Below are 24,319 nucleotides of genomic sequence, written 5' to 3' on the forward strand. Positions count from 1 at the left end.
ATCTGGCAATAAAGGTGATTTATTTGCCCAACACCTTGAAGCGCTGCTTTAACTGAAACCCCTGATCATCCACTAACGTGAGGGTATGCCAGCCGGGCTCGGCGATGAGCGCCCATTCGTGAAAATGGCGGGTTTCCCCTAAGTAAGTGGCATCCAGGTGCCAATACAGGATGGCATCGGCGCGCTGGTGCACCGCGCGCAACACCGCCCGGCCCAGCCGACCATTCAGCTCCACCGGAATATAAATGGCGGTGCCCGCATGGGGGTAGATCAACGCCATGGGCGGCTCGCTATCCATGGCCCGAGCCCCCGCTAAGCAATCCTCCCGCCAGCTGGGCAACGGCCGGTAGTGCGGGTGGCGGCGCTGGTAGAACCAGGCCTGACCGGGTGGCAGCACAAACCAATCGCGATGACGCATGGCGCTTACCGGCTCGCACTGGCTATGCACCCGTTGGCCATTGCTATCCAGATGCACCCGCACATGGTACGGCGTGACGGTTTCGAAATGGCTGTGCAGCGGCGCCTGCCGCTCCACCGTGGGGCAACGCCCCCCGGCCAGATAACCGTCGTCACTGCACACATGCACGGTTTTCAAATCAGCCAAGGGCGCCTCTGGCCAGCGAGCCGGCCCCAGCAGGCTGAACACGTCCAACATCAACGGCGCTGCGGAGGCCGCGCCGCCCAGACTAGGAGCCGGCTCACCGTTGCCGTTGCCCGCCCACACGCCCACGGTGTAGCGGCCATTACTGCCGATGGCCCAGGCATCGCGCAGGCCATAGCTGGTACCGGTTTTCCAGGCGATGGCTTGGCTGGAGCTGAACAACCGCCATTGCCGGGCGGTGCCGGGCCGTGCCACCTGGCGCAGGGCATCCAGGGTTAACCAAGCAGCGCCAGGGCTAAGAACAGGGCTGGGTGCCGCCCTGCCGGGCTCTCGATTGGCAAGGGAGGATTGCAACACCGCCACGGGGTAAGCCGGTGCCTGCCGGGCGCTAGCAAACAGCCGTGCGTAAATACCCGTGAGTTCGTTAAGCGACCCCTCTGCTCCACCCAGCACCAGGGTGAGGCCGTAATCTTCAGCGTTACGAAACAGGGTGGTCATACCCATGCGCTGCAGCTGGTTATGGAAACGCCCCACCCCGTATTCGCGCAGCATGCGCACGGCGGGAATGTTCAGGGACTGACTGAGCGCCTGATGGGCAGGGACGGCGCCCCGGTAGCCATGGTCGAAATTTTCCGGGCTGAAGCCGCCATAATTGGTAGGCAAATCCGGCACCAGCGTATCGGGCAGCAACAACCCATCGTCCAGCATCAGGCCATATAACAAGGGCTTGAGGACGCTGCCCGTGGAGCGCGGCGCACTGGCGATATCCACGGCGGCACCGTATTCGCGGGCATCGCCGTGGGTCATGTTGCCCACGTAGGCGCGGGTGGCCAACTCGATGTGATCAATCACCACCACCGCCACATTATGCACGCCCTCCCCAGCTAAGCGCCGACCATGCTGGCGCGCCAGCTCGCGCACCCGGTGCTGCAGGTCTGCATCCAAAGTGGTGCGGAACAGGTGTTGTTCGCTACTGGCGGTGAGAGAGTTCAGCAGGTGGTTGGCGTTAGCGGGCAACGCCTTGGGGGCAGCGGGCAAAGGTTCCAGCAGTGCCAGTTGCAGGTCCCTGGCCGGCAGTGCTCCGCTCTCGTGCAGGTCATTGAGCAACCCATTGCGCTTGGCCCGTAATCGTTCCCGGTTTCGCCCCGGGTGGATCAATGAGGGGGCATTGGGCAGCACCGCCAACAACGCCGCTTCCGCCCAGCTCAACGCCGCCGGTTCCCGGCCAAAGTAACGCCAAGCGGCGGCGCGTAACCCCACAATATTGCCCCCAAAGGGAGCCCGGCTAGCGTACTGGATTAGCAGCTCATCCTTGCTGAAGTGCCATTCCAGCTGCAGCGCCAACAGCGCCTCGCGGGCCTTCTCTGGCAGTGTTCTGGGCGGGTCATCACGCAGCAGCCGGGCCAGCTGCATGGTCAGCGTGGAGCCACCGCTAACCACGCGGCCGGCACGGGCATTGAGCCAGGCAGCCCGAGCAATCGCCAGCGGATCGACCCCGGGGTGAGCGAAGAAGCGCTTGTCTTCGTAACTCAGCAAGGCGCGGCGGTATTTGTCCGGCAACACCTCCACCGGAACGAAGCGCCACTGCTCATCTGCGGCAATACGCGCCCCGAGCAAGCGATCATTGCGGTCCAGCATCAGGGTGGCGTACGGAGTGTGGGTTAGCCGCTCGGGCAATGGCCAGAACTGCAACGCGACCACCATAGGCACAGCGATAATCAGCAGGGTAAGGATTGAACGGCGCAGAAATTTCATCGCGGGTGGGGGCCGGTTGCAAAACCCTGTATCGGGTTACGGCTACGCCTAACACGACCTGCGAGCGGGAAAGTAGGTCGAATTAGCCTGACAGGCGTAATCCGACATTGCGCATTATTCGTTGCCAACGTCTTCCGGCAGTGACCATTCCCGGCCCCAGTTCGCAGGATATCGGCCACGGGCCACGTCCCGGTGAACGCTGCTGTAAGGCCAATCGGCAGGCTGGAGGACATAACCATGCTTTACCGGGTTGTAGTAGAGGTCATCGGTGTGAGTTTGCAAATCATACTCATCTCGAAGGGTATGTTCCCAGAAACGCTTTTGCCAGATCGGTGTGCTGATTTGGCCATGTTTTGTGACCCCCCCCTTGATGAAGCGCCAGCGGGTTGAGAAGTCATGGTCCGTTTCCGGCAGGGTCCAGATGCAGTGGAGATCGCCCGGCAGAATAACAATGGCATTCATGCGGAAAGGGTGGCGCGTTTTTACCCTTTTGAAGGCATGACGTAATGAAAGAACGACACGAGAGGGGGTGGCGCAACCCAGCGTAAGTCACATCCCCACCGTGTAGGTCGGATTAGCCTGAAAGGCGTAATCCGACCTACAAACGCAAGCCGATGGAATCGCAGGGCAGCGTAATCCGGTCTACTCCCGCGTTACCTCAACCCATTGCCCTTTACTGCGCGCTTGGCGGCTGCCGTCGTACATGGCTTGCACGTTCCAAGCAGGCAGGTAGAAGCGTCCGGCGAAGGAGGCATTGAGCGCCACCCGCACGGTGAGGCGGTGCTTGCTGCCCGGTTTCAGATCGAAATAATGCATCACCCGGTCGTCGCGCAGGTCCTGGTAGGTAATACGCTCCTGCTGCTCATCGCTGCCATCCAGCCGGCTGCTGGTAATCTGCCAGCCGGAAGGAAGGATTTGGGTGAGAGCCAAATTTTCCAGGGTGCGGTTACCGGTGTTGGTAATGGTAACTTCGGCCACAAAATCCTGCCCTTGAGGCAACTTTTGCGGGCTCACCGCTTGGCCATCCGCAAAGAAGCGGGTGCTAAGGGTGAGCCCTTCACTGCTGGCCTGTTCGTTACCCGGCAGCGGCGTTCCCACATTGCTCAGGGTGGCAAACAGCTTACGCTGGCTATCATTGCGCACGGTAAAGGCCTGGGCGTGCTGGCTATCGGCCAGCGTTTGGCGATACACCGGTGAGGTGGCTGCGATCTCCTGCCATGCCTGCTTGCCTTCGCGAATCGTAAACCGGTAGCCCTGCTCATCACTCTGACTGCCGGCATAACGGGCCATGGCCATGAGCGACCACGCGGTGGTTTGCGTGCTGTACCAATTGTCACTGGCCAGCTGGCTGGCAATGTCCTCTGCCAGGGTCCAGGCCTTGGCGCTATCGCCACGGGCATCGGCCACGGTGAGGCGGATAGCCTGGTCACGCAACTGAGAGCCATAGGTGTAGCTAGCGCCGTCGTATTCCAGGCCCGACGCCGCCGTGGCGGTGAGTTCCGCCGCCACGTCGCTAAGCCCCATTTGCAGGTATGCCGCCGCCAGCAGCCAACGACCACTATGGTAGCTGGCACTGCGCGCATAATCCGCCCGGGCCATTTGCAAGCGTTCGCGCAGGCGATTCATCACGCCCACCTGAGGCTTGCCGGCCAGTGCTAGGGTGTATTGGCGGTAAGCTTCCGCGCTCCACTGCCAGGGGCGATCGCCCAGGCTCTGGCTTCGGCGAATCTGGTAAGCGGTCCAGTTATCTAACATGGCCGCCGGCACGGCATAACCGAGCCGCTTGGCTTCAAGCAAGAAATGGCCCGCATAACTGGTGCCCCAATCACTGGCATTGGCCAAACCCGGCCAGTAGCTAAAACCGCCATCGGCCAGTTGGAACCGCTGCAGCCGCTCGATGCCAGCGGCAACGTTATCTTGAACGTCCTGGGCTTGTTGCTCATCCAGTTGCAGCAACTGATTCAGGTACAGCTGCGGCAACACCGCCGAGGTGGTTTGTTCGATACAGCCATGGGGGTAGCGCAGCAGGTAATCCAAACGACGCTCTAGCCCCATGGCAGGCAAGGCACTAACCACCACGGTACTGCTGTTAGTACCGGCCATGCCGTGAGGTTGGGATCCCAGCGCCCACAGTTCACCGGGCGCCAGCACCTTGCGGATATCACGGGTGGTGGGCGGGTTGGCCGCCCGCACTGGCAAGTGCACGGTTTCCGACGTGCTGTGCTCGCCCCCTTTCGCGGTGACGGTGATATCGCCGATACCCACCTGCTGTTTGGCGGTGATTTTCAGCATGGCAATCTGATCGGACGGGCCGGTGAAGGTGAGCGATGCCTCGCCCTGCTCCACCTCAAACAGATCGTTGTCCGCCTCCACGGTCAGGGTCACGTTCTTTAGGCTGTCGTCGGTGACAAACACGGTTACCGGCAACGCAACACTTTCTCCCGGGCCTAATACCCGCGGCAAGGTGCTCAGCACGGTGAGCGGCTGGGTCACGGTAATATCCTGCTCTGCCTTGCCGTAGGCGCCGTTATCGCCGGCCACCACCATGGCCCGAACCTGCCCCATATAGGGCGGCAAAGTAATATCGTGGTGCGCGGTTTCATGGCTATCTAACGGGAAAGGGCCAAGGAATTTCACCACTGGCGGGAACCGACGGCGTTGCTTTTCTCGGCCATCATCGGCGCCATCGGAGCCCCCCAGCGCCAGCAGCTGATCCAGCTCTGCACCGTAGGCGCCAACCACCATGTCGAATAGATCCCAGGTGAGCACCCCCAAGGCTTCACGGCGGTAGAAGCTGTCGTGGGGATTCGGGGTTTGGTAATGGGTGAGGCCGAGCAAACCTTCGTCCACCAATGCCAGGGTGTAGGTCATCGGCTTACCCTGCTGCTCACTCACCTCCACCGTGAAGGTCTCTTCGGGCTTCACCTTTTGCGGGGCACTTAGTTGCGGGTTGAGGCGCGTATTGGGGTCATCCACCAGCAACGGCACCAGCCCATAAAGGCGAATGGGCCGGTCGTTACTGCGGCCACTGTGCGGTTGCAGCAGGACCACATGCACATACACATTGGGGGCCATGTTGGCGGTGACGGGGATATCCAATGTTTGTGCTTTGCCGTTAGCCTCTAACCAATAGTGGTCCAGCACTCGGGAGCCGGTTTCCAGGCTCACCAGCAGACGGCCCTTGGCCACGGCGGGCAGTTCAATATGGGCGATATCCCCTACCGCATAGCGGTCCTGATCGGCGGAGAGTGACAGCCGTGTAGCTGCATCCTGACTCACGCTGGCCTGCTCCCAGCTCCAGCCCAGATAGACTGTTTGTGCGGTGCAATGGTCACTTTGCCGATCACAGATGCGGATCAGGTGGCGGCCCCAGTCGTAGTCTTCCCCGTTCAGGTTCCATTGTGCGCGGCCTTGGCCATCGGTGGTGATTTGAGCCTGGGCTACACGCTGGGTGCTGGGGTCGCTAATGTAGTTGCTCAGGTCATCGCCTGAACGATCCCACCACCAGCGCCAGTCGATCTGGTAGACGCTGATGTCCAGGGGCCGACTAGGCTCTGCTTTGCCATCGCTGTTCAGGCTGATCAGATCAATGGCGTGCTGGCCTTCGCGGGACAACGCACCGCCCCAACCACTGCCTTGCGGAATACGCATGCCCACCCAGTGCTTGAACGGGTACACCGGCACGCTGCGAATTTGGGTGCTGTAATCGCCGCTGTTTTCAAACACACGGGTGGTCAGGGTGGCACGCAGCATGCCCGGGGTCTGGTCTACATTCACAGTGAGCGGCACGGTAGCGTTGCCCTGCCCGTCCACGTTGCCCTCGAAGGCAGTGAATGGTTCGCTGCTCAGTTTCCGGGTGGGGTCGTCGAAGTGATAAGCATCGTAGCCATCGAAGCGGGTGGTCCGCGCACTAACGCGCACCTGCATGTCCGCTTCTAGATTGGCCGCGGTGGCGCCATTGAGCCATTGGGTAAACAAGCCAATGTCCGTGGCCTCGTTGGCATACAGGGTTTCGGGCAAATCCAGCTCGATCTTCAGCCGGTTAGGCTTAATCGCTTCCACCCGAATAGGGGTATCAAAATAGCGCTCCCCCAGCCGCGCCACCGCACGCCAGTTACCGGTGGGCGCATCTTCGTCCGTGTGTAAGGTAAAGGCATAGAAGTCACCCACGGGTGTATCCAGGGTGTAGCTTTTCACCTTATTCCCTCTGGGGTCGAACCAGTCCAGCGTCAGCGGGTGCCCCTCGGGAATCATGTTGTCCTGATCTTCCAGAATGAAGGTGAGGTGGATGGCATCACCGGGACGCCACACATCTCTTTCACCGTAGAAAAAGCCTTTTAGGCCATCACGAACCTGCTGGCCACCGGTGTTGAACTGGTTGGTGGGCAAGGCCCGGTTACGGGCCAGCTTCAGGTAGCCGTTATCCCGATCCTTGACCGCCTCCAGATAATAAGCGTTGCCTTCAAGGGTGAGGCTGGCCATGCCTTGGGCATCGGTGAGCCCCATGCCCACTTGCTGCAGTTGGTAGTTGTAAGCTTTGAGCACCACGCCTTCAGCAGGCGTATTGCTATCCAGCTCGGTGGCCACCACCAGCAAGGTGTCGTTCTGGCCTTGCTTGGCAATCAACCCCAGGTTGGAAGCCAAGAAAGCCCGGGTGCTGCTGGCCAGGTCGTTATATTCATAGTAGCTGTCGGAGCAGGGGTTATCTTTTTCGTACCAGCTCAGGTAACCGCCATCGATGTAATAGTTTTCGTAGAGATCATTGCCGCCATCATCTTGCCCGGGGCCTTCGTAATTGTCGGGCAGGGTAGTCTTTTTATTCAGGGCACCGTCCGGGCAGTGGTAGCTGATGTCGTCGCCATCGATGGCCAGGGTTAGATGCACCAGGCCATTGGGGTGTTTGGCCATCAGCTCGGTGAGGTCCAGCTGATAACGCTGCCAGCCATCGCCAGTGCCCGGCAGGCTCAGGGTTTTCTGCCACAGGTAGCGGCCAGTGCGGGAATCCATGTCCGCTTCATTCAGTTCACTGCCCTGCAAATAGCGGCCGATATTGTCATCGAATACCCGGAATGCCTGCACTTTTACCGAACGCACCCCCACCGCTTCAAAGGGCACACTGAGTTGCTTGCCATCGGGCAAAATAGTGCCTTCGCCAACGAAGCGAACCCCAGGCTTGTTGGTCACCAGGGTCAGGTTCTTTTCCAGCGTCTTCGCCAGGCGCCCCTGGCTGGCCGAGCGCAAGCTGGCGTCGATAACCAACGCCACATCGTCGTCAAGCTCTTCCTGCGGGTAAATGCGCAAGGTGCTACCGTCTACCTCCACGCGGGCATTGTTGTCATTGAGGGTAACCAGGCCTTTCAGGTTCTGGGTGGCGCTCAGTGCTTCAGAGAAATTCACCTGGATGTGGGGTTGGGGGTAACTGACCGCGCGCACATTGGTGACCGCAAAGTTTTTCAGCGCCGGTACGGTGTAGTGGCGTTCACCGTTGTTGCTCAGCCCCAAGGGCGCCGCATCCCAGCGCAGTAACACATCGCTGGCTTGCGGCTTACGAACAATGCCGCTCACTGAAAATGCATGGCGAAGCCCGGCGCTGTCATGTTGCCAGACAATGGTTAAGCCATCACCGTTCTGGCTGGCGGCCAGCACCGACTCCACCTTGTCGTGGTCCGCCAGGTCACGGGTCTCAAGGCTGCCGCGTAACACCATCTCACGGCCATCTTCGGTGGGTAACAGGGACTCCACGCTCAAGCTCAGTTGCTGGCGCAATACCTGCAGGGAAAATTCTGCCGGGCTCAAGGTGTCGTCCACATTTGCCAACCCCTGTGCGTACAGCACTAGGGTCAGCGATTCACCACTGGGCAAAGGTTCTAAGGGGCGAATTTCCAATCGATCTTCAGCGGTAAACACCGCCGTCACCGGACGTTCCGGCAACAGCCGGACCACGCCGGACTGGGGCTTGTCTAACTGATCGGGGCTGGCTACGGGATGGTTAAAGCGCACGATCAGCGGTGCACGGGCACTGATGGTGCCGGTGGGCAGGCTCGCTAGATGGGTCTGCCAGCGCTGATCCAGTGGCGAGACGGCGGGCGCTGCGTTATTTCCCTCTGCGGCCGCGACGTTATTATCCTCGTTGCGTGTGGTGTCTCCGGCTTCATCACAGCCGACCACCAACAGCACCGCCCACAACATCAATAGATGAAAAACCGACAAACCCAGACGTGGCATGAGCCCCTTCCCCTAGCAACATGATTAACGTGGAAAAGATACCACAGACATGGACCATTCGTTGGGGCACTCTCGTAACGGCGACTTCCCGGCCTTGCCGACGGCAACAACCACGTTAAGCCTGAAAGGCAGTGTGTTCTTTCTCCGTGAGAGAAGAGGTAATCCAACACACCACCAGTCAATTAAGCATGAAGGTGGAATATTCCAGCTCTGCCATTTTGCGGCTGACCAACCACAAGCCAAGCAACACACAGACAGCCAGGGCCAGCAAGAAACCAAAACCGAAGAACTGAGGGCCTAGGTACAGGCTAATTCCAGTAAAAATCACATTAAGTACGAAGAACAACCCGGTCAGCAGCACCAGCATGCGGCGTTGATCCAGGTAGCAGAACACGTTGATGATGGCGAGGAATACCACCTGCAGTGCGGTAGCAATCAACTGCACTTTGAGCAACGGCAGGTACAATTCCGAAATGCCCAGCGCATGAAAGATCTGCGCACCGGCAACCATAATTACCAGCGCCGAGATAGCCTGAATCTTGAGAATTTGGAAAATCCCCTGGCGAATCACAAAGACCATTCGATTGCGCATATCTTCAATATAAGACAGCGAGCCGCCTTCACGAACCGCATCGTAGAAGTTGGAGTAATACTCCACAAAGTCCGTTTCCATGCGCACCAGAAACACTGCCATGCCAGGAATAAGCGACAGATACGACAGGAATACCGGGATATCGTAGATTAACGAAGCCCGAAGCGGCCCGATCACATCACTGCCGGTGCCATCGTAGAACCAGAACATGGCCTTGTCGGCCCACACACCGGCGTTGTAGAAAAAGCCAACCAGCATCAAGGAGGGGTACAGGTATTTTTTACTGAACATGGCGAACGACACCACGCTCTCGGCAGGGTAGCCCCGCACGATCAGCACCAGCATACCTGCCAATAAGGTGACTTGCCCAAGCAGAAAGCCCAACAACAACCCTTCCAGTCCCAGAAACAGCAGCAATAGCGCCGCTACAACCGTAATCCCGTACCCGAGTGCGTACAGCAGAAGAATAGCCTTGTACTGCTTCATGCCAGACAGGAATACCGTGGCGATCCAGATATTGCACAACACTACAAAACAGGCGATCAACAACACTCGAAAAAGAATGTTTTGCTCCGGAAACAGGAACATGGCCACCGGCAACGACAGTAGCCCAGCAAAGATCGTCACCAGTAAGGTGATGCCGCCAAAATTAGGCAGAATCAGGTCTTCGCGCTTTTCAAACGAGCGGTCGGCACAGAAACGGGTGAACGCCAGCTGGACAATACCGGTGAGGGTCAAACTGACCGCAATCAAATAGGTGACCGTGACCTGAAATTGCGTCACCGCCGCATTGGGTATCACGATCCCCAGGCTGAAAATACCGATAATCAGGATACCGATGATCGATAACACCCAGGGACCTGAGCTGATCACTCCGGCATAGGCGTAGGCACGAATGAGCCCGAGCAAGGTGTCCTTACGCAACAGACGGCGCAGCTCAAAACCGATGCCTGCCATTAGTGGCGGCCCTCCGTATTACTGGCCGAGGCCGCAATGCCTGAATCATCAAGCAAAGAACGGTATAAATCCCGATAAGCGCCAAACATCATTTCCTGGGTATACAGGTTTTCCACCCGACGAATACCCGCCTGCTGTGCTTGAAACCAGGCGTCTTTGTCTTTCAATAACTGAGCCACGGCGTTACCCAGCGCTTCTGGGTCGGCAATGCCCACCACCTCGCCAGCTTTACCGTAGGCACGATCATCTTCATCAAGGCCTTCGATCAACTGGCGGCAAGACCCCACATCCGTGGACACCGCCGGCACGCCGGCAGCAAACCCTTCCAGCAGCACCAAAGGTAATGCCTCACTGATGGAACTGAGCACGATCACCCCCACCTTAGGGAGCAATTCATCAATTTTCTGAAAGCCCAAAAACTTCACATTTTTTTCCAGCCCCAGGCTGGCCACCAAGCCACGGCATTCCTTGGCGTAATCTTTATCTTCATCTTCCGGCCCGGCAATCCAGCCTTCCGCTTCGGGAATCACATTGACCAAGGTACGCATGGCACGCAGGAAGGTTTTCACATCTTTAATGGGAACCACACGGCCAATCAGGCAAGCCACCGGGGGAATGGCTTCACCACGGGCGGCGCGCACTTTCTGCATACGTGGCAAGTCGATGCCATTAGGGATATTCAGTGTGCGGTCCGGGGGGGCGCCATCTTCCATCTGCCGTTCCCGGTTTCGTTCATAGAGAGCCACGATCCGGTCTGATGCCTGATAACACTCACGCCCTAACTCGGTGAAGAAATTCACCCATTTCTCGCGAAAATAGGCCATCTCCGAGTTATTCTTTTCCACCAAGCCACGGTTATCGCTGATCCATTCACTCTGGAATAGATCGATTTTGCGCTCTTTGGTGTAAATACCGTGCTCGGACAACAATAAAGGCTTGTTGGTGCGGCGCTTTAGCATGGCCCCTAGAAAGCCGGCATAACCGGTCGAAATGGTGTGGTACATTTTCGCCGGAATTAAATTATCGGCAATGTCGTTCAGCACCCAGATGGGCGAGTGCATGATGCGGATGGTCCAGAAGTAATCCACAAATGACGGGTCACGGCTAAAGTTCCGGTACGCTTCGGCGATATAATCCCAGCTGGCCCGGCTGTGCAGGAACGACTCTTCGGAATAATCCTCGCCTTCGCCCAGATGAGTCACAATGCGGCTGAACAATTGGCTGCGTTCGCGGGTCTGGACGCCCTCTTTCACCATGTCGTGAAAACGCCGCAAATCGGCATAAGCTTTGCGATTACCCTTGAGGGAGCGTTTTTGCGCCCCCCGCTGAAAATTGTGCAGGTAGTGCACTTCAAGGTGCACCACGTTGTCGGGCAGTTCGTATTTCATCTCGCCGTAGTCTTCCGGGCGGCTGCCTACAAAACAACAGGCAAAGGTGTACTCGGGAAAACCACGAATAATCTGGTTTACCCAGCTGGACACACCACCACTCACGTAGGGGAAGGTGCCTTCCAGTAATAGACAAATATCGGCGCTATCCGCCCGTGGCAGGCTCATAGGCCCTCCAGAATTCAACGGATTTATTCAGCTGGGTAAACTGGCTGTCATCGGTGATTTCCAGCATCAACATACGTACCAGCGACATTTGCCGGCGCTGCAACGCAATTTCGGCAAGCCAGGGATTCACTTTCGCCGCAGAAAGGCCAAGTCGGCGGGCAAATGTCATGGACTGGTGCGCTTCGCCTATCTGTTCCTGGCTGAGCTGGATACGCCCGCGTAACAGCCACAGCCCAGCATCTTCTGGGCTTTCCATCAGCCCCATATCCGCGTAATAACCGGCTCGCTCTAACGTTAACGTACGAATATCACCACGTACCAAATTCTGATAATTGAGCTCCCAGTAGAGCTCGGCCAGGCGACGCGCCAAGCGGTAACGGCGGGACTCTTTGGAGCGCTCCAGTAAATGCAGGGCTCGCTCAATATCACGGGTAATTTCTTTTTCTTTTTGATCAAGAATCCCGTAGGCCAACAATCGCAGATCTTCAAAGGAGTCGCCGAGGGAATGGCGTAACAGATTACCGGTTACCCTGGCAGGCATATCTTTAAGCACCAACATGCCTTGCACGCGTAAGGCATTTGGCGCCTTTGATGAGATCAGCAAATTTTTTAGATCGATCTGTCGAAAACCCGCGGTGCTATTCACTTGCACCGGGGTAAAGTACGGCTGATCCACCAACCCAAACGGTAGATCCCGAAACAATGCCGGCAGCCAGATACCCAGCGCAACACCACCCAAAATCGTCACTAACCCCATGGCGGGGATAAAGAACGCAAAGGAAAAAACCAGCACCCAGGAAAGGATTTTTGGCGTTCTGAAACGTTCAGGCAATAAACTCCAGGCCACCACGGATAACAAGGCTGAAGCCAAACCGTGTGATAACAGATATAACAAGAAAATCGATAAATCCGCCTGCTTGCTCAACAACAGCATTAGCGATGCGATTTCTGCAGCGACGGCATAAATAATTAGCTTGAGGCTAGACACCGGCTGCCTCCAGCAACTCGGCGATCTGCACCTCGGAATCTCGCTGGTCCAGGTGCCGGTAAAAGAACTGTATGCCCGCCTGGCGTAGGCTCATGAAGACGTACTCCTCTTGCAGCCATTTTTCCGTACGCAGAACATAGCCCTCCAGACTGGATTCCCCGGTCATAGGCATCATGATCATCAGTACCCTATCGCTGATCCACCATGCCAAGTCGAGGCTACGCAGGCCACGCGCCAGAGCATCCAGAATTAGCCCGGCCTGCTCGCTTTCATCGGCCACAAATAGGGTCAGGGAAGTATCTACTCGGCCACCTTCACGCAAACGCACCAAGGCAGCCAGCTCGCTGGCAATACGGAAGGGCATGGTCGGCCAGCGATCCAACATCTCATCCACTTCATCGCCGGCGTGCACGATATCCGCATAAAAGTTCAGCAGCACAGACAGCAACTGCAGATTTTCATAGTTGATCGAGAGGAATGGCAGGCGCTCAATCACCATCATCCCGATGAGGTCTCCACCGCTGTTGATGATAGGCGCAGCCACCAAATATTGGCCATGGTAATTGCTGTCGTGGCCTTGCTGCTGAACGTGGGCCAATAGCCGATGATCTAGCGCGTGCTGAAGGAGTTCGTTATCTCGGTCCAGGGGGCCATTTTCTCCCAACAGGGCCGCCGGCTCGTCATCAATCCGGCCATTAACAACGCGGTACAAGGCACAACGCTGTAGCTGGCAATACTCTGCCAGAAGATGCACCAGATCATCCGCTGCAGGCAGCCGAATGCTGTCACTTTCATCTAAGGTCAGCTCGCGCAACCGCGCCAGCGCATCGCGCACGGTGTAGGGTTTAACGAGTAGATTCTCTTCCAGGCGGTCATGGGACAAACGCAACAACACATAGCGCTGCGTAAGATTCTGCAGGCGCTCCAACGCATAACTGGAAGCACTGTCGGCGCGCATCAGTTTGACCCGCCACATATCGGCAAACTCGCCGCAGATCAGAATAATAACGAAGCCACCGAGCATGGTGGATTCAGGAAAGGGCAAACTGGGGTAAAAGCCGAAAAACCTGAGAATAAACCAGCTACTGACCAAGCACAGCATGCCAAACACACCGAGCAGGCTGCCGTAACGAAGCGCCAACAGGATAGGCACTAGCAGCACCCAACGGAAAGTTCCGATAAGCGTCAACGGATCGTCATAACGTAACCAGAGGCCCAAACCAACCGCCAGGGCGGTCAGAATGATCGCTTCGCACATCGACCAGAGCACTCTCGGCTGCGGCATAAACAGCCCCGCCAGCCTACCGTTGCTGAGGTGCTCCAACATTACTGCACCACCGGCGAGATCAGTTTATCGATCACTTTCTGGCCGACTTCACTGAGCGACTGGCGGGCCCAGCCCGCGCGCGAGCCGGTGCCGCTATAAACAATGCGCCCCTCAGGCAGTTCTCGGATTTCAATCATCACCCCTACCGCCGGCTCACCGTCCACACCAGTTTTATAACGCCATTCGTGTACAACCCCACTAACCACATAATCCGCCGATTGGGAGCGAATCCACTTATCCATTTTCTTGCGGCTGGCGGCGGATGTGCCTTCGAATAACACTCCTTGGTTATCGCTTTGCGGGTAGCGGGTCACCGTGTTAACGCCATGGCGAAACAGCACCGATTCTACGATCGCTGCCGCCCGCAAGCCGGCCTGGGGCGTCGCGGTACGGTTAACCAAGGGCAACACCAGCCATGTGCCCTCCCCAGACAATTCCACATTCTGACTGCTGCGAACATGAGTACAACCGGCCAGCACGACAGCCAGCAGCAAGGTACCCAGTAGCGGAATGCTCACTCTCATTGGATTCACTCCTAATAATAAATTCTATATTGCAGCCCAAAGCGGTAGCTGTCTTCATCACTGCCACCGCTATTGAGCTGTTGCTCCGCGTAAATCTTCCATTCATCACGCCCGATCAAAGGGCCTTCGAGCCCGAAGCGGCCGGTAAAACCCGCCCCAGACAAACTGTTTTCGCTGTAGCCAATTTCTCCCCAACCCTGTAATCGGTGCGCACGAATATGGACATCAGGCTGGCCCAACAACAGTACTATTTCCGACTCGTGGTAGTCCTGCGGTAGCGGCAAGGTCTGGGCCCCCGGGGGTAGCAGCGCACGCACTTGCGCCATGCTGTCGCCGCCAGCGGTGAAGTCCGCACGGGTGTGCCTCACCCGTACGCCGGGGGAAAAGCGTGATAACCAGGGGCGCCAGGTGCTTTGAGCATTGATGATACTGCCACTGCCCAGATCGCTCTCATTGAGATCATGGTAGTCATAGTTGGCCCAATCCACACTGCTTTGCCAGGTGGATGATGGCCTCCAATTCAACAACCACTGGCTACCCGTGCGTGACGCACCGAGAATCAACAGGGACGATTCATCCGCCGGCGTTCGCCATTGGTAATTCAGGCTACCGGACCAATACTGCGTCCAGTTCACCCCCAGCTCCAAGTCCGCCATGGTTTCACTATTGTTCAACAGATTGCGCTGTCCCAATTTCAGGCGACTGCGGAACCGTTCGCGCTGGTAGGCTAACGCCACCGAGAAGCGCTGCTCATCATCACTGATCTGCAATAATTCATCGTCATTACTACTGAAATTGCGCTGACGAGCCTCCACCGACAACTGCGTGAAGTCACTGATCGGGTGGTACTGAACAAACTGCAGGTCCTGAATATCCAGCGCACCCAAACGGCGCTGCTCAAGATGAAACTGGGAGGAGCGCGCCGTAGGCAACAGCAGGCTTTCCTGCAGATTATTACTGCCTGCCAACTCTGGCGCTCCGGCCTGAATGGCCATGAAAGTATTAGCGGCCTGGCGCGGTTCATCCAACCGCACGTGGGCTTCCAGCTGTTCGGACAGGCTAAGCTGGCCCAAGTACTTCTCACGCGTTCTGGCTACCGAATCCAGATCACCCTGCACCAAGGCATAGGCCAGCGCTGATCCAGCCTTAAGCGGGCCCTGCTGTGCTATTTTTTTACGTAAATACCAGCTCTGAGCCAAGCCAGGTTCCGACTGACCAATGGCCCACTGCGCTAGCCATTCAGCATGAGCGGCGGGCACGTCTTCCATGCCGTCTATTTGCGCTTGGGCCAGTTTGAGGGTGGTGTCGCCATCATCAAATAACAGGCTTAGGGTCAACTTCATGTCCCTATAGGTGGCCTGTTGCTGCGGTTCGACCGTAAACGGAAGCTGCTCTTTTAGGCGGCGCATTACCGGCCAAGCTTGCCCGTTTCGCCCAGAAGCAATCAACGCCTGGGAGTAATACCACTGCCTCTCCCAGTTATCGCGGGCAGTTTTCAGTAGTTCAATTTCATAGCGCAGGGACTGCTCCGCATTACCCAAGGCCATTTGTGAAGCTGCCAGCACGTTCCAATAGCGGCGGTCACTGCGAGCCGAGTCTTCCCAATTCACCAGAGCCTGTTGCAGCGCGGTATCTTGGCCTGTGGCGATGAGCAGCCACATCCAGCTAATGCGGGTTTCTCTGTCCTCGGAATTTAAAACCAAGGCTTTATTAAGCCACCGCTGCGCCGCGTCTGCATCCCCGCGATGCAATTGCAGGTTGGCATAGAAGCGCAAAAATTCCGGGGTTTGTTCAAGCCGTTGTCGTTGTTCCGCGCTCAGCCCCTTAAGAAAGGCATCAATGGCGGCATCATCGCCGCGAGACTGCAGCTGGTACAATGCGCCAAGTGCCAATTGCGGGTCACCGTTCTTGCGCCAGGCCCGGCCCATCAGCAATGCTAGCCGCTCCGGCTGGTAATAACGGGACAGCGTTATATAGTTATACAGGTCGTCTGTCTGATCGTCTTCATTGTCCACCAGCTCCTGGTAACGGGACAGTGCCAGATCCCACTCCCCCAACTCCCCGGCCATCACCGCAATACGACGGGACAATGCGGGTATATAAGGCAACTGGTTAGCATCACGATTTAGGTCTAACAGCGCTTTTTCGCGTTGACCATTTAGCCAGTACAGATCTGCGGCCTGTTCTGCCATCAACGGCTCAGGACCAAAACGATCCATGTATTCCCGGGAATAACCCGCCGCCAGCATATCTTCCCCCTGGTTCAGAGCCAGGCGTTGCATTTCTCTTAGCACCGCTTTGCTGGGATAACTACGACGCCACTGTTCGAAGAAGCGCAGCCCTGCTTCAGGCTGACCCAACAACTCGTATTGCCGACCGATGGTGGCAATGATGCCCGCATCGTAAGGGGACGCGCTCAATAGCGCCTTGTGAGCCTGCAGCGCAAGGCGGTTGTTATAGGTCAGTGGCGCTAACTCCAGTACGTGCTTCCACGCCTGCGGGCCATTACTCAACTCCGCCACCTGACGCCAGGCCTTCAATGCGGTTTCCGGGTCGTCCAACCAACGGGATACTTCAGCCAAACGACGCCACCAGCGCTCATCGTCGGAACGCCAGTAGAGCGCATTTTCAATCACTTGCCGGGCACGGGGTAAATTGCCCGACGCCATAAACACCCGATAACTGCGATCGTAATAGCGTTCCACATAGGGTTCTGGATCCGCCGCATGGGCTGGCCATGCGCCGGCCAATACCGAAGCAAGAACAACCATAAGCAACAGACGGAACTTCATCCGGGCTCCTCGATATCCGCCAGCCTTAACAGCAACACCGCATAATGTTCTGCCGCTGCCATATTGCCGCCAGCCTGAGCCAAGGTCATTAACCGGTACAAAACGTCTTTGTCATTATAAAACGACCGTTCACGGGCGCCGGCCAAGCGCATGGCCTTGCGATGCAGGCTCCCTGCCTGCAGAGCATCCAGCGCAGCCAGAAAATAGCGCTTGCGCACCTGATAATTGCCTCGTGAATCCATAGCGGCAATATAGGCGTCCGCCGATTCCGAGTAACGGCCATGGGCCAGCAGCACTTTGGCTGATCTCACATGCCAGCGGCTAGGGTTAGCCGCATTGTCAGCCAATCGAGTGAAAGCCTGTACCGCCTGGTCTACGTCCCCCAGGGCCAGGGCCATATCTGCAAACGCCATGCGCTTTTCATTATTCAGCGCACCCCAGTCAATGCTGCGCAACTGCGCTAGGGTGCCATGCTGCAACATGGTTCCAAAACGGTTGTCCGGTGTGATGGCCATCAGGCGGGTAAATTCGCGACGTAATTCCAGCCAAGCGATCTGGCTGTCATAACGGCCATTGCTAACACGTGCCACATAGCTCAGTTGATTATCTGCCTCCACAAAATCGCCTTGCAGAATCAATTCGCGAGCCATCAGCAGCCGTAACTCGTGGTCGTCGGGTTTCGCCTTCAGCCATGCCTGCATATAACTAAACGTAACCGCATCCAGACGAGCGCTGCGCAACGACGAGGATAGGTCCCGTGGGAAGACCATCCAGCACACCACCGCGATGAGAATCAGGAAGGCAAATAATTCGAGTAAACCAACGACCCGCAGCCGCTCAGTGCGGACATTGTAACCGTAGCTCGTTGAGCTCACGTGCCGCACTCCTGTAGCGATTAAATCGACCGTGACGGCCAATCGGTTTAATAATGTTACCTTGGTGACGCAGGGTGCAGCCTTCGACGTTGGCCAAGGTGAACGCCAGTGGAGCCATGGCGCTCAGGGAGAATTGCAGTCTTTTCCCATTCCGAGAGAACGCCGTCAGCCGCCCGTTCGCCTGCTGTAGATATGGCATGGCATCATCCGATGCTACCCGCCCCTGCCAACGGGCGCGGCCACCACTGAGGTGAACATAACGGCCCGGTTTATCCTCCCGGAATCCAGCTACCCCATCGCTCCCGGATATTGCCGGAAAGCTCAGCTCATCCGGTAAGCGCAAAGTACGCAACTCACCGCTGCCCTGAATTAGCCATTCATCACCACGACGGGCAATGACCATATCGTTGAAATCGAGCACTTTACGCACGTATTGCGATGCAAAGAGCGGAAAATACGGTTGCTCACTGGCCCACTGATATACCCGGCGCAATGATTCCAGCGACGCATTCTTACTAGCAATATAGGTGTGGTAGTAGATATCCACCGGCTTAAAACGATGCGGAGTCTCGGTCAGCTTGAAGGTTTCGATGACCCTTTCAAACCCGTAAAAAGGACCGGTCCATTCATTGGTGTAAATATTTTCATTCTGGTTAGGTGCATACACCTGAAACTCATCGCCTTTGGGCACACCAATACCTTTGACTAGGGTCCAGGTCGGTGCACTTTCAGTAATGGTGGTATTGCTGCCATTCATGTTCAGCAAGCCACCTTCACGGGCCGCTTTTAGCGCTTCCGGAGTGGGGATGGTATCTCCGCTCCACAACACCATGCGTGTTTTCTTACCCGGAGGTAACAGCTCGCGCTCAATATAGTTTGCCGAACCTACCACCTCACGCACCGGGTCCATACGGTAATCAGGAATCGGCAATCTCAGCTGCCCTTCCGGCCCGTAGAGTTCACCGGGATTTTCCTGAGCATCGTACCAGAAGAAGGGATGTGAATAGGTATGGGTTGCCGCTTCCACATGGGGAAGCGCAAACATGGCGCGGGCAATGCGTTGCAATTCCGGCGCCATTTTCGGGTACAGGCCCTCGCTGGACACCTCCCCTTCAATCACCGAAATGGTGGTTGGAATATCGAATTTCTTAAGAATCTCATCTAATAAAACCAAGGCGTCGGCTTCATTGCGATAGCCCTCCACTTCCGCCAAGCTGGGGAAGCCATCGCCATCCATATGCGCAAACAGTAAGCGACGTCCATTTTCTGTTGTTACATCCGGAATCGGCATGGCCGGCAACTTCAGCGCTTCACGGGTAAAGGTGAGCGGGTTGATCATCCAGCGGTTCATGCCTTCTTTAATACCGGGCATCATGGAGCGAATGGGGAAGGGCTGAAAGGCATAGCCGCCCCACGGGGTGGTGGCCACCGGAATCAGTGTCTGGTTGTCGCTACGCAATTCAAGCCAAGGATTGGCCTCTTTACTGTCCAGCGGGGAAGATACATCCAGTAATCCCGGTAGCGGAATTTCGAACCCCATGTCCGGGTGCTGATAGTGAATACTGGGCGGGCTGATCGGCGTGCCCCGTGAGATAAATCCAAAGTCCTCTGCATGGGAACCTTTCGGGTCAATTGCAGGGAAACCCAACATGAGAATGGGAACGCCGTTGTCTTTCTGTAGAGCCAACCAGTCTTCAAATTCATCGCTGCGGGCTTGCGGGTCTTCTAGCCAAACCACAATACCGGCATAACGGCCCGCCAACGTTCCCGCGGGCATCGGTGTATCTATTACCCGCACATCGGGTACCAGCCCTTGAAACTGTAGTGGCATTAACCCATAGAGCACCGCCATGGATAATTCCCAAGTGCTTTCTTTACTACCACCGGTGACCATCAATACCTGGCGAGGGATGACCTCCAGCTCTCCCACGCCCAACATATCCAGCGCCGGGTTAGTCACCCAAGGAATCACATTATGGCGGGCAATGTCGCTAGCGATTTTACGTGCCTGGTCACGGTCCGCGGGGGGGCATAATCAATGGCAATAGTGCTAACACCATAGCGCTCACGGACTTGCTCAAACTGATCCAGCAGCCATTGCCGGTCCGACTCCGGAACCACGGCAAATTGATCTTTGCTTGGCAACCAACGCTGGTAGAGGGACTCTGCCGCCACCGCATCCACGCGGGCCTCAATCAATGGCATCAGCTCAAAACCGCGATTGAAAATAAACCCGGCTTCGGGATGGCGCTCGGCAATAGCGTTTATCAGCGCGGCCAACCCTTTTTGTTGACGTTCACGGGCGGCGTCGTCTTCCGCGACCAGTTGATAGCTATCCAGGGTATCAAGGAAAAAACCGCGATAGCCCTTTTGCCATAGAGGCTCAATCACGGCATCAATAAAGTAGCTGCGTAGCGCCGGGGAAGACTGGTCAAGAATAAACGACCCCCAGTCCGGGTTTTTCCCCAACAACCAGGCCTTGTCTAAACCAGAGAAATAATGACGTTGGGCCAGCACTTCACCCAAGCTCACATAGGCATAGAAATGTTCACCCTGGTAGGCCTGGGGCACAGTGTCAGCCTGATTTGGCTCCACCACGGGAAAATCAAACACGGCCAGCGAAGCCCATGGAATATCGGGGCCATAATAAAAGGCCGCTGTTTTGGCGTCAGCCTTACTCTCTACTGCCGAGGCAGTAGCCGCAACACACCAACACAAGAAAAAAATGACGTAACGAATGGGCACGCCCCTGACCAGAAATCTGAAAAAGAATTTTAGTCTATCTGAATTCACGTCAAGACGAAGTGAAATATGGTAATTGAGCCTCCCCAATGTAAATAAGGACCCATCAGCATTTTTTATTTTTTACATTTTTCTTACAAAAACCGGCTTTCCTTACCAAACTGGCTACGTAGAAAGGCCATCTGGTCCCCCCGTATACGGTGGCTATTAATCAGCGCCAGATACTCTGCCATATTCGGCACATAAGGCAGGGCCAGTAATTCCATGCCAATTTCGTCCAGTCGATGGCTACCCTTACGCTGATTACAGCGCCGACAAGCCGACACTACATTCAACCAGCGATCCTTACCACCACGTGAGGTAGGCACAATGTGATCACGGGTAAGCGCATTTTCAGCAAAGGATTTACCGCAATATAAGCACAGATGCTTGTCGCGACGGAAAAGAGCCCGATTGGTTAACGGTGGAGGCGGGCGCTTATAACTGTGGGTAATGCCATCGCAGGCGATAATCGAGTGGAGGGATAAGAGTGATCGAGCACCGGTAGTGCGACTGGTCCCACCATGCAACCGGTAGATTTCTTCCCCCAGCGTCCAAGTGACCAGACCACGAGCATAAAGGGTGGCGGCGACCTGCCAGTCCAACCATTCGACCGGGGCCCCCGCCTTGTCCAAGCGCAAAATACGTTCAGTCATGGGCAACCTCAGCAATGTAATTGAGTGTGGCTGTATCAGATATAAACGTAAGGTGATGACGATTCTGCAACAGAAGGCAAAAGAGATAGGAACGCTATTGCGGGAAACCCCGTGGAAGGTCGTGCATTGCCGGTGTGGGTATGTCAGCACGGTGGCGGCGCCTTTACTTTATTATCTCTGATTAATTTGCCTCAACAACCTAATCACAGACAGCCCGCTGAACAAATAATAAACAGGGCAGCGCGCTAGCCGCAACTCTCTTTTCACATTGAGCGTTTCCTGATTAGCGTTTGTGTTCGCAAGCCTGGCCAATGATCAACTGACGTTCCGCTTTAATGCATTTGTATTCAAGGCATCTCGGAGCGAAAGGACGGCAACTGGTAACAGCTGGTCACCGTGGCCCCAGTATTGTCGCCATCGGTCATGATCGCCACTGCATCCACCGATGTCACCGCCATTCCATGGAAACGCTGGAAGTCCGCTTGGACATTACGTGAAAACATATGTGCCACTCCGGCACCGCCTGGCCCCTGCACCACCACCATTTCTGCCTGGTGCGCAAATGGGTTTGGCCAATGAGCGCCAGGCGCAGATTGCCGCGACCAAACATAATTGATCGCCCGGGTTTGCCAGGGCAACCACCCCTTTTTCACTACATACACCCGTGCCTGAAAATCATCACCGGCTTTATGCTGCTCGTTGGTATCCGGCCAGGCGGCCACAGCCTCAGCCCGCCATTGCCAGACCAGCCAAGGCGTTTTTTCAAGGTCGACGCTTTTCTCCCGCACCAGCCCTGAGGCCGTTCCCTGTGCACGGGCCTGCCAGCACTCAGTGGTTTGTCGATACGCCGTATGCCCGGCAAAAACCACTTCTCGCCACTCCGGAGGCGCTGCCGAAACCGCCAAAGCAGGCATTAATGCCAAAAACAGCGCCATCCAACGTGGTATACATTGGACTCGCCGGTCACAAACAAACCTCGTTTTCATACGCCGAATTCCTAGAATGCTCTGTTTACTGTGTCACTAGCACAAGGCAGATACCATGCAGTTTGATTACATCATTGTTGGCGCCGGTTCCGCCGGCTGCGTACTCGCCAACCGCCTCTCCGAAAACCCGAATAATCGCGTGTGCCTCCTTGAAGCCGGCCCCGCCGATAACAGCCTATTTATTCGGATTCCTGCGGGCATCATCATGATGATGCGCTCCAACGCACGGAACTGGCGCTATTACACCGTGCCCCAGAAAGCCTTGAATAACCGCCAGATTTATATTCCGCGAGGGAAAACCTTGGGCGGCTCTTCCGCCGTCAATGCCATGTGTTATACCCGTGGCCATAAGTGGGACTATGACCACTGGGCGGAACTGGGCAATAAAGGCTGGGGATACGATGATGTCCTGCCTGTTTTCAAACGCTCTGAGCATTATGAAGCGGGTGAAAGCACCTACCATGGCACTGGTGGCAAGTTAAACATTGCCGACCTGCGATTCACCCACCCGGTGAGCCGCGCCTTTGTTAAAGCCGGCGTGCAAGCCGGGCACCCTGCCACCGACGACTTCAACAATGAAGTACAAGAAGGCATGGGCATGTACAAGGTGAACCAGAAGGATGGCGAGCGCTGCGGTGTTGCCAAAGCCTACCTGCACCCGGTAATGGATCGTCCTAACCTCACCATCATGACCAATGCACTGGTCAATCGCATCTTGTTCGACGGCAAACGGGCCATCGGCGTAGAAGTGGAGCACGACGGTCAGATCCGCACCCTAAAAGCAGACAACGAAGTGGTTCTCTCCGGGGGCGCCATCAACTCGCCACAGGTGCTAAAGCTATCCGGGGTAGGCCCGGCGGCGGAACTGGCCGAACACAACATTCCGCTGGTTCATGATCTGCCTGGGGTTGGCGAAAACTTGCAGGACCACCCCGATGCGCTAGTGGTCCATAAAAGCCTGCGTAAGGACACACTGAGCCTAGCCCCCGGCGCACTCATGACCACCGGGCTAAAAGGGATCTTCAATTTCTTTTATCGCCGCACTGGTCAGCTGACCTCTAACGTGGCAGAAGCCGGTGGCTTCATCAAATCGCGTCCTGAAGAAAACATTCCTGACCTGCAGCTGCACCTGACTGCTGCCAAGCTGGATAACCACGGCCTCAACATGCTCTTCAGCATGGGCTATGGCTACTCCGGCCATGTCTGCATTTTGCGACCTAAAAGCCGCGGCAACATCACCCTGCGTGACGGCAACCCCCGCTCCCCAGCCCTGATCGACCCGCGTTTTCTGGAGCATCCGGACGACATGGAAGGCATGGTCCGCGGCGTGAAGGCCATTCGCAAGATCATGGCACAACAGGCGCTCACCGACTGGCGCGGCGAAGAGATCTTCCCGGGCAAAGAGGTACAGAGCGATGAAGAAATTCGCGGTTTCCTCCGCCAAAAGTGTGACAACATTTACCACCCGGTGGGTACCTGCAAGATGGGTAGCGACGAAATGGCGGTAGTCGATAGCGAGCTGCGTGTCCACGGCCTAGAAGGCTTGCGCGTAGTGGATGCCTCTATCATGCCGACCCTGATTGGCGGCAACACCAATGCCCCCACTGTAATGATTGCCGAAAAAGCCGCTGACGCCATTCTTGGTCAGTAACATTCGGTCAGCTGCTTTAGGTGGACGCCTGCCCACCTAAAGCAGCGTCTCAG

Annotated in this window: 15 protein-coding genes; 1 reads left to right on the forward strand and 14 read right to left on the reverse strand. The window is 56.5% G+C overall.

Annotation, left to right across the window (positions count from 1 at the left end):
* Positions 1 to 19 precede the first annotated feature (19 nt).
* The 14 genes from pbpC to Y017_RS02475 all read right to left on the reverse strand — a co-directional run bounded on the left by pbpC (position 20) and on the right by Y017_RS02475 (position 22,564).
* The gene (gene pbpC, locus Y017_RS02415) at positions 20 to 2,356 is read right to left on the reverse strand and encodes a penicillin-binding protein 1C (RefSeq protein ID WP_035458593.1); all 2,337 of its coding nucleotides are present in this window, start codon (positions 2,354 to 2,356) and stop codon (positions 20 to 22) included.
* A gap of 114 nt (positions 2,357 to 2,470) precedes the next feature.
* Positions 2,471 to 2,818, reverse strand: coding sequence for a transposase (locus tag Y017_RS02420; protein WP_081737558.1), 348 nt, complete (start codon positions 2,816 to 2,818; stop codon positions 2,471 to 2,473).
* A 180-nt stretch (positions 2,819 to 2,998) separates the two neighbouring features.
* Positions 2,999 to 8,581, reverse strand: coding sequence for an alpha-2-macroglobulin (locus Y017_RS02425; RefSeq protein ID WP_035458598.1), 5,583 nt, complete (start codon positions 8,579 to 8,581; stop codon positions 2,999 to 3,001).
* A gap of 178 nt (positions 8,582 to 8,759) precedes the next feature.
* The gene (pelG, locus tag Y017_RS02430; protein ID WP_035458601.1) at positions 8,760 to 10,130 is read right to left on the reverse strand and encodes an exopolysaccharide Pel transporter PelG; all 1,371 of its coding nucleotides are present in this window, start codon (positions 10,128 to 10,130) and stop codon (positions 8,760 to 8,762) included.
* Positions 10,130 to 11,686 carry a GT4 family glycosyltransferase PelF gene (gene pelF, locus Y017_RS02435; protein WP_035458604.1) on the reverse strand — a complete coding sequence of 519 codons (1,557 nt, stop codon included), beginning with the start codon at positions 11,684 to 11,686 and terminating at the stop codon, positions 10,130 to 10,132. Before pelF ends, pelG begins: the two co-directional genes overlap by 1 nt.
* Positions 11,664 to 12,674: a hypothetical protein gene (locus Y017_RS02440; RefSeq protein ID WP_011588178.1), complete on the reverse strand. Its 1,011-nt coding sequence runs from the start codon at positions 12,672 to 12,674 to the stop codon at positions 11,664 to 11,666. Before Y017_RS02440 ends, pelF begins: the two co-directional genes overlap by 23 nt.
* Positions 12,667 to 14,001: a PelD GGDEF domain-containing protein gene (locus tag Y017_RS02445; protein WP_035458607.1), complete on the reverse strand. Its 1,335-nt coding sequence runs from the start codon at positions 13,999 to 14,001 to the stop codon at positions 12,667 to 12,669. Before Y017_RS02445 ends, Y017_RS02440 begins: the two co-directional genes overlap by 8 nt.
* Positions 14,001 to 14,525, reverse strand: a complete 525-nt coding sequence (locus tag Y017_RS02450) for a hypothetical protein (RefSeq protein ID WP_011588176.1) — start codon at positions 14,523 to 14,525, stop codon at positions 14,001 to 14,003. The genes Y017_RS02445 and Y017_RS02450 overlap by 1 nt, the downstream gene beginning before the upstream one ends.
* Before the next feature lie 11 nt (positions 14,526 to 14,536).
* Positions 14,537 to 17,317: a tetratricopeptide repeat protein gene (locus tag Y017_RS02455; RefSeq protein ID WP_035458610.1), complete on the reverse strand. Its 2,781-nt coding sequence runs from the start codon at positions 17,315 to 17,317 to the stop codon at positions 14,537 to 14,539.
* Entirely contained in the window at positions 17,314 to 18,192 is an 879-nt protein-coding gene (locus Y017_RS02460) for a hypothetical protein (RefSeq protein WP_035458613.1), read from the reverse strand. The genes Y017_RS02455 and Y017_RS02460 overlap by 4 nt, the downstream gene beginning before the upstream one ends.
* Complete coding sequence (locus Y017_RS02465; RefSeq protein ID WP_231483336.1) at positions 18,155 to 20,152, reverse strand: hypothetical protein; 1,998 nt, start codon at positions 20,150 to 20,152, stop codon at positions 18,155 to 18,157. The genes Y017_RS02460 and Y017_RS02465 overlap by 38 nt, the downstream gene beginning before the upstream one ends.
* 8 nt (positions 20,153 to 20,160) lie before the next feature.
* Positions 20,161 to 20,937 (reverse strand): endo alpha-1,4 polygalactosaminidase, encoded by a 777-nt coding sequence (locus Y017_RS15375; RefSeq protein ID WP_231483337.1) that lies wholly within the window; start codon positions 20,935 to 20,937, stop codon positions 20,161 to 20,163.
* Between the two features lie 131 nt (positions 20,938 to 21,068).
* On the reverse strand, positions 21,069 to 21,629 hold the full coding sequence (locus tag Y017_RS02470; protein ID WP_035458615.1) for an HNH endonuclease: 561 nt from the start codon (positions 21,627 to 21,629) through the stop codon (positions 21,069 to 21,071).
* Between the two features lie 347 nt (positions 21,630 to 21,976).
* The gene (locus tag Y017_RS02475; protein ID WP_231483339.1) at positions 21,977 to 22,564 is read right to left on the reverse strand and encodes a DUF3047 domain-containing protein; all 588 of its coding nucleotides are present in this window, start codon (positions 22,562 to 22,564) and stop codon (positions 21,977 to 21,979) included.
* Positions 22,565 to 22,670: 106 nt separating this feature from the next.
* On the opposite strand from Y017_RS02475, the gene Y017_RS02480 reads away from it, so the two are divergent.
* Positions 22,671 to 24,266 (forward strand): GMC family oxidoreductase, encoded by a 1,596-nt coding sequence (locus Y017_RS02480; RefSeq protein WP_011588170.1) that lies wholly within the window; start codon positions 22,671 to 22,673, stop codon positions 24,264 to 24,266.
* Positions 24,267 to 24,319 lie beyond the last annotated feature (53 nt).

It is taken from the genome of Alcanivorax sp. 97CO-5 (assembly GCF_000524665.1).
In the GTDB taxonomy this organism is placed as follows: Bacteria; Pseudomonadota; Gammaproteobacteria; order Pseudomonadales; family Alcanivoracaceae; genus Alcanivorax; species Alcanivorax borkumensis.

Coding starts and splice junctions, on each gene's coding strand:
- pbpC (WP_035458593.1), bottom strand. CDS start 2,356: ATGAAATTTCTGCGCCGTTCAATCCTTACCCTGCTGATTATCGCTGTG.
- Y017_RS02420 (WP_081737558.1), bottom strand. CDS start 2,818: ATGAATGCCATTGTTATTCTGCCGGGCGATCTCCACTGCATCTGGACC.
- Y017_RS02425 (WP_035458598.1), bottom strand. CDS start 8,581: ATGCCACGTCTGGGTTTGTCGGTTTTTCATCTATTGATGTTGTGGGCG.
- pelG (WP_035458601.1), bottom strand. CDS start 10,130: ATGGCAGGCATCGGTTTTGAGCTGCGCCGTCTGTTGCGTAAGGACACC.
- pelF (WP_035458604.1), bottom strand. CDS start 11,686: ATGAGCCTGCCACGGGCGGATAGCGCCGATATTTGTCTATTACTGGAA.
- Y017_RS02445 (WP_035458607.1), bottom strand. CDS start 14,001: ATGTTGGAGCACCTCAGCAACGGTAGGCTGGCGGGGCTGTTTATGCCG.
- Y017_RS02450 (WP_011588176.1), bottom strand. CDS start 14,525: ATGAGAGTGAGCATTCCGCTACTGGGTACCTTGCTGCTGGCTGTCGTG.
- Y017_RS02455 (WP_035458610.1), bottom strand. CDS start 17,317: ATGAAGTTCCGTCTGTTGCTTATGGTTGTTCTTGCTTCGGTATTGGCC.
- Y017_RS02470 (WP_035458615.1), bottom strand. CDS start 21,629: ATGACTGAACGTATTTTGCGCTTGGACAAGGCGGGGGCCCCGGTCGAA.
- Y017_RS02475 (WP_231483339.1), bottom strand. CDS start 22,564: ATGGCGCTGTTTTTGGCATTAATGCCTGCTTTGGCGGTTTCGGCAGCG.
- Y017_RS02480 (WP_011588170.1), top strand. CDS start 22,671: ATGCAGTTTGATTACATCATTGTTGGCGCCGGTTCCGCCGGCTGCGTA.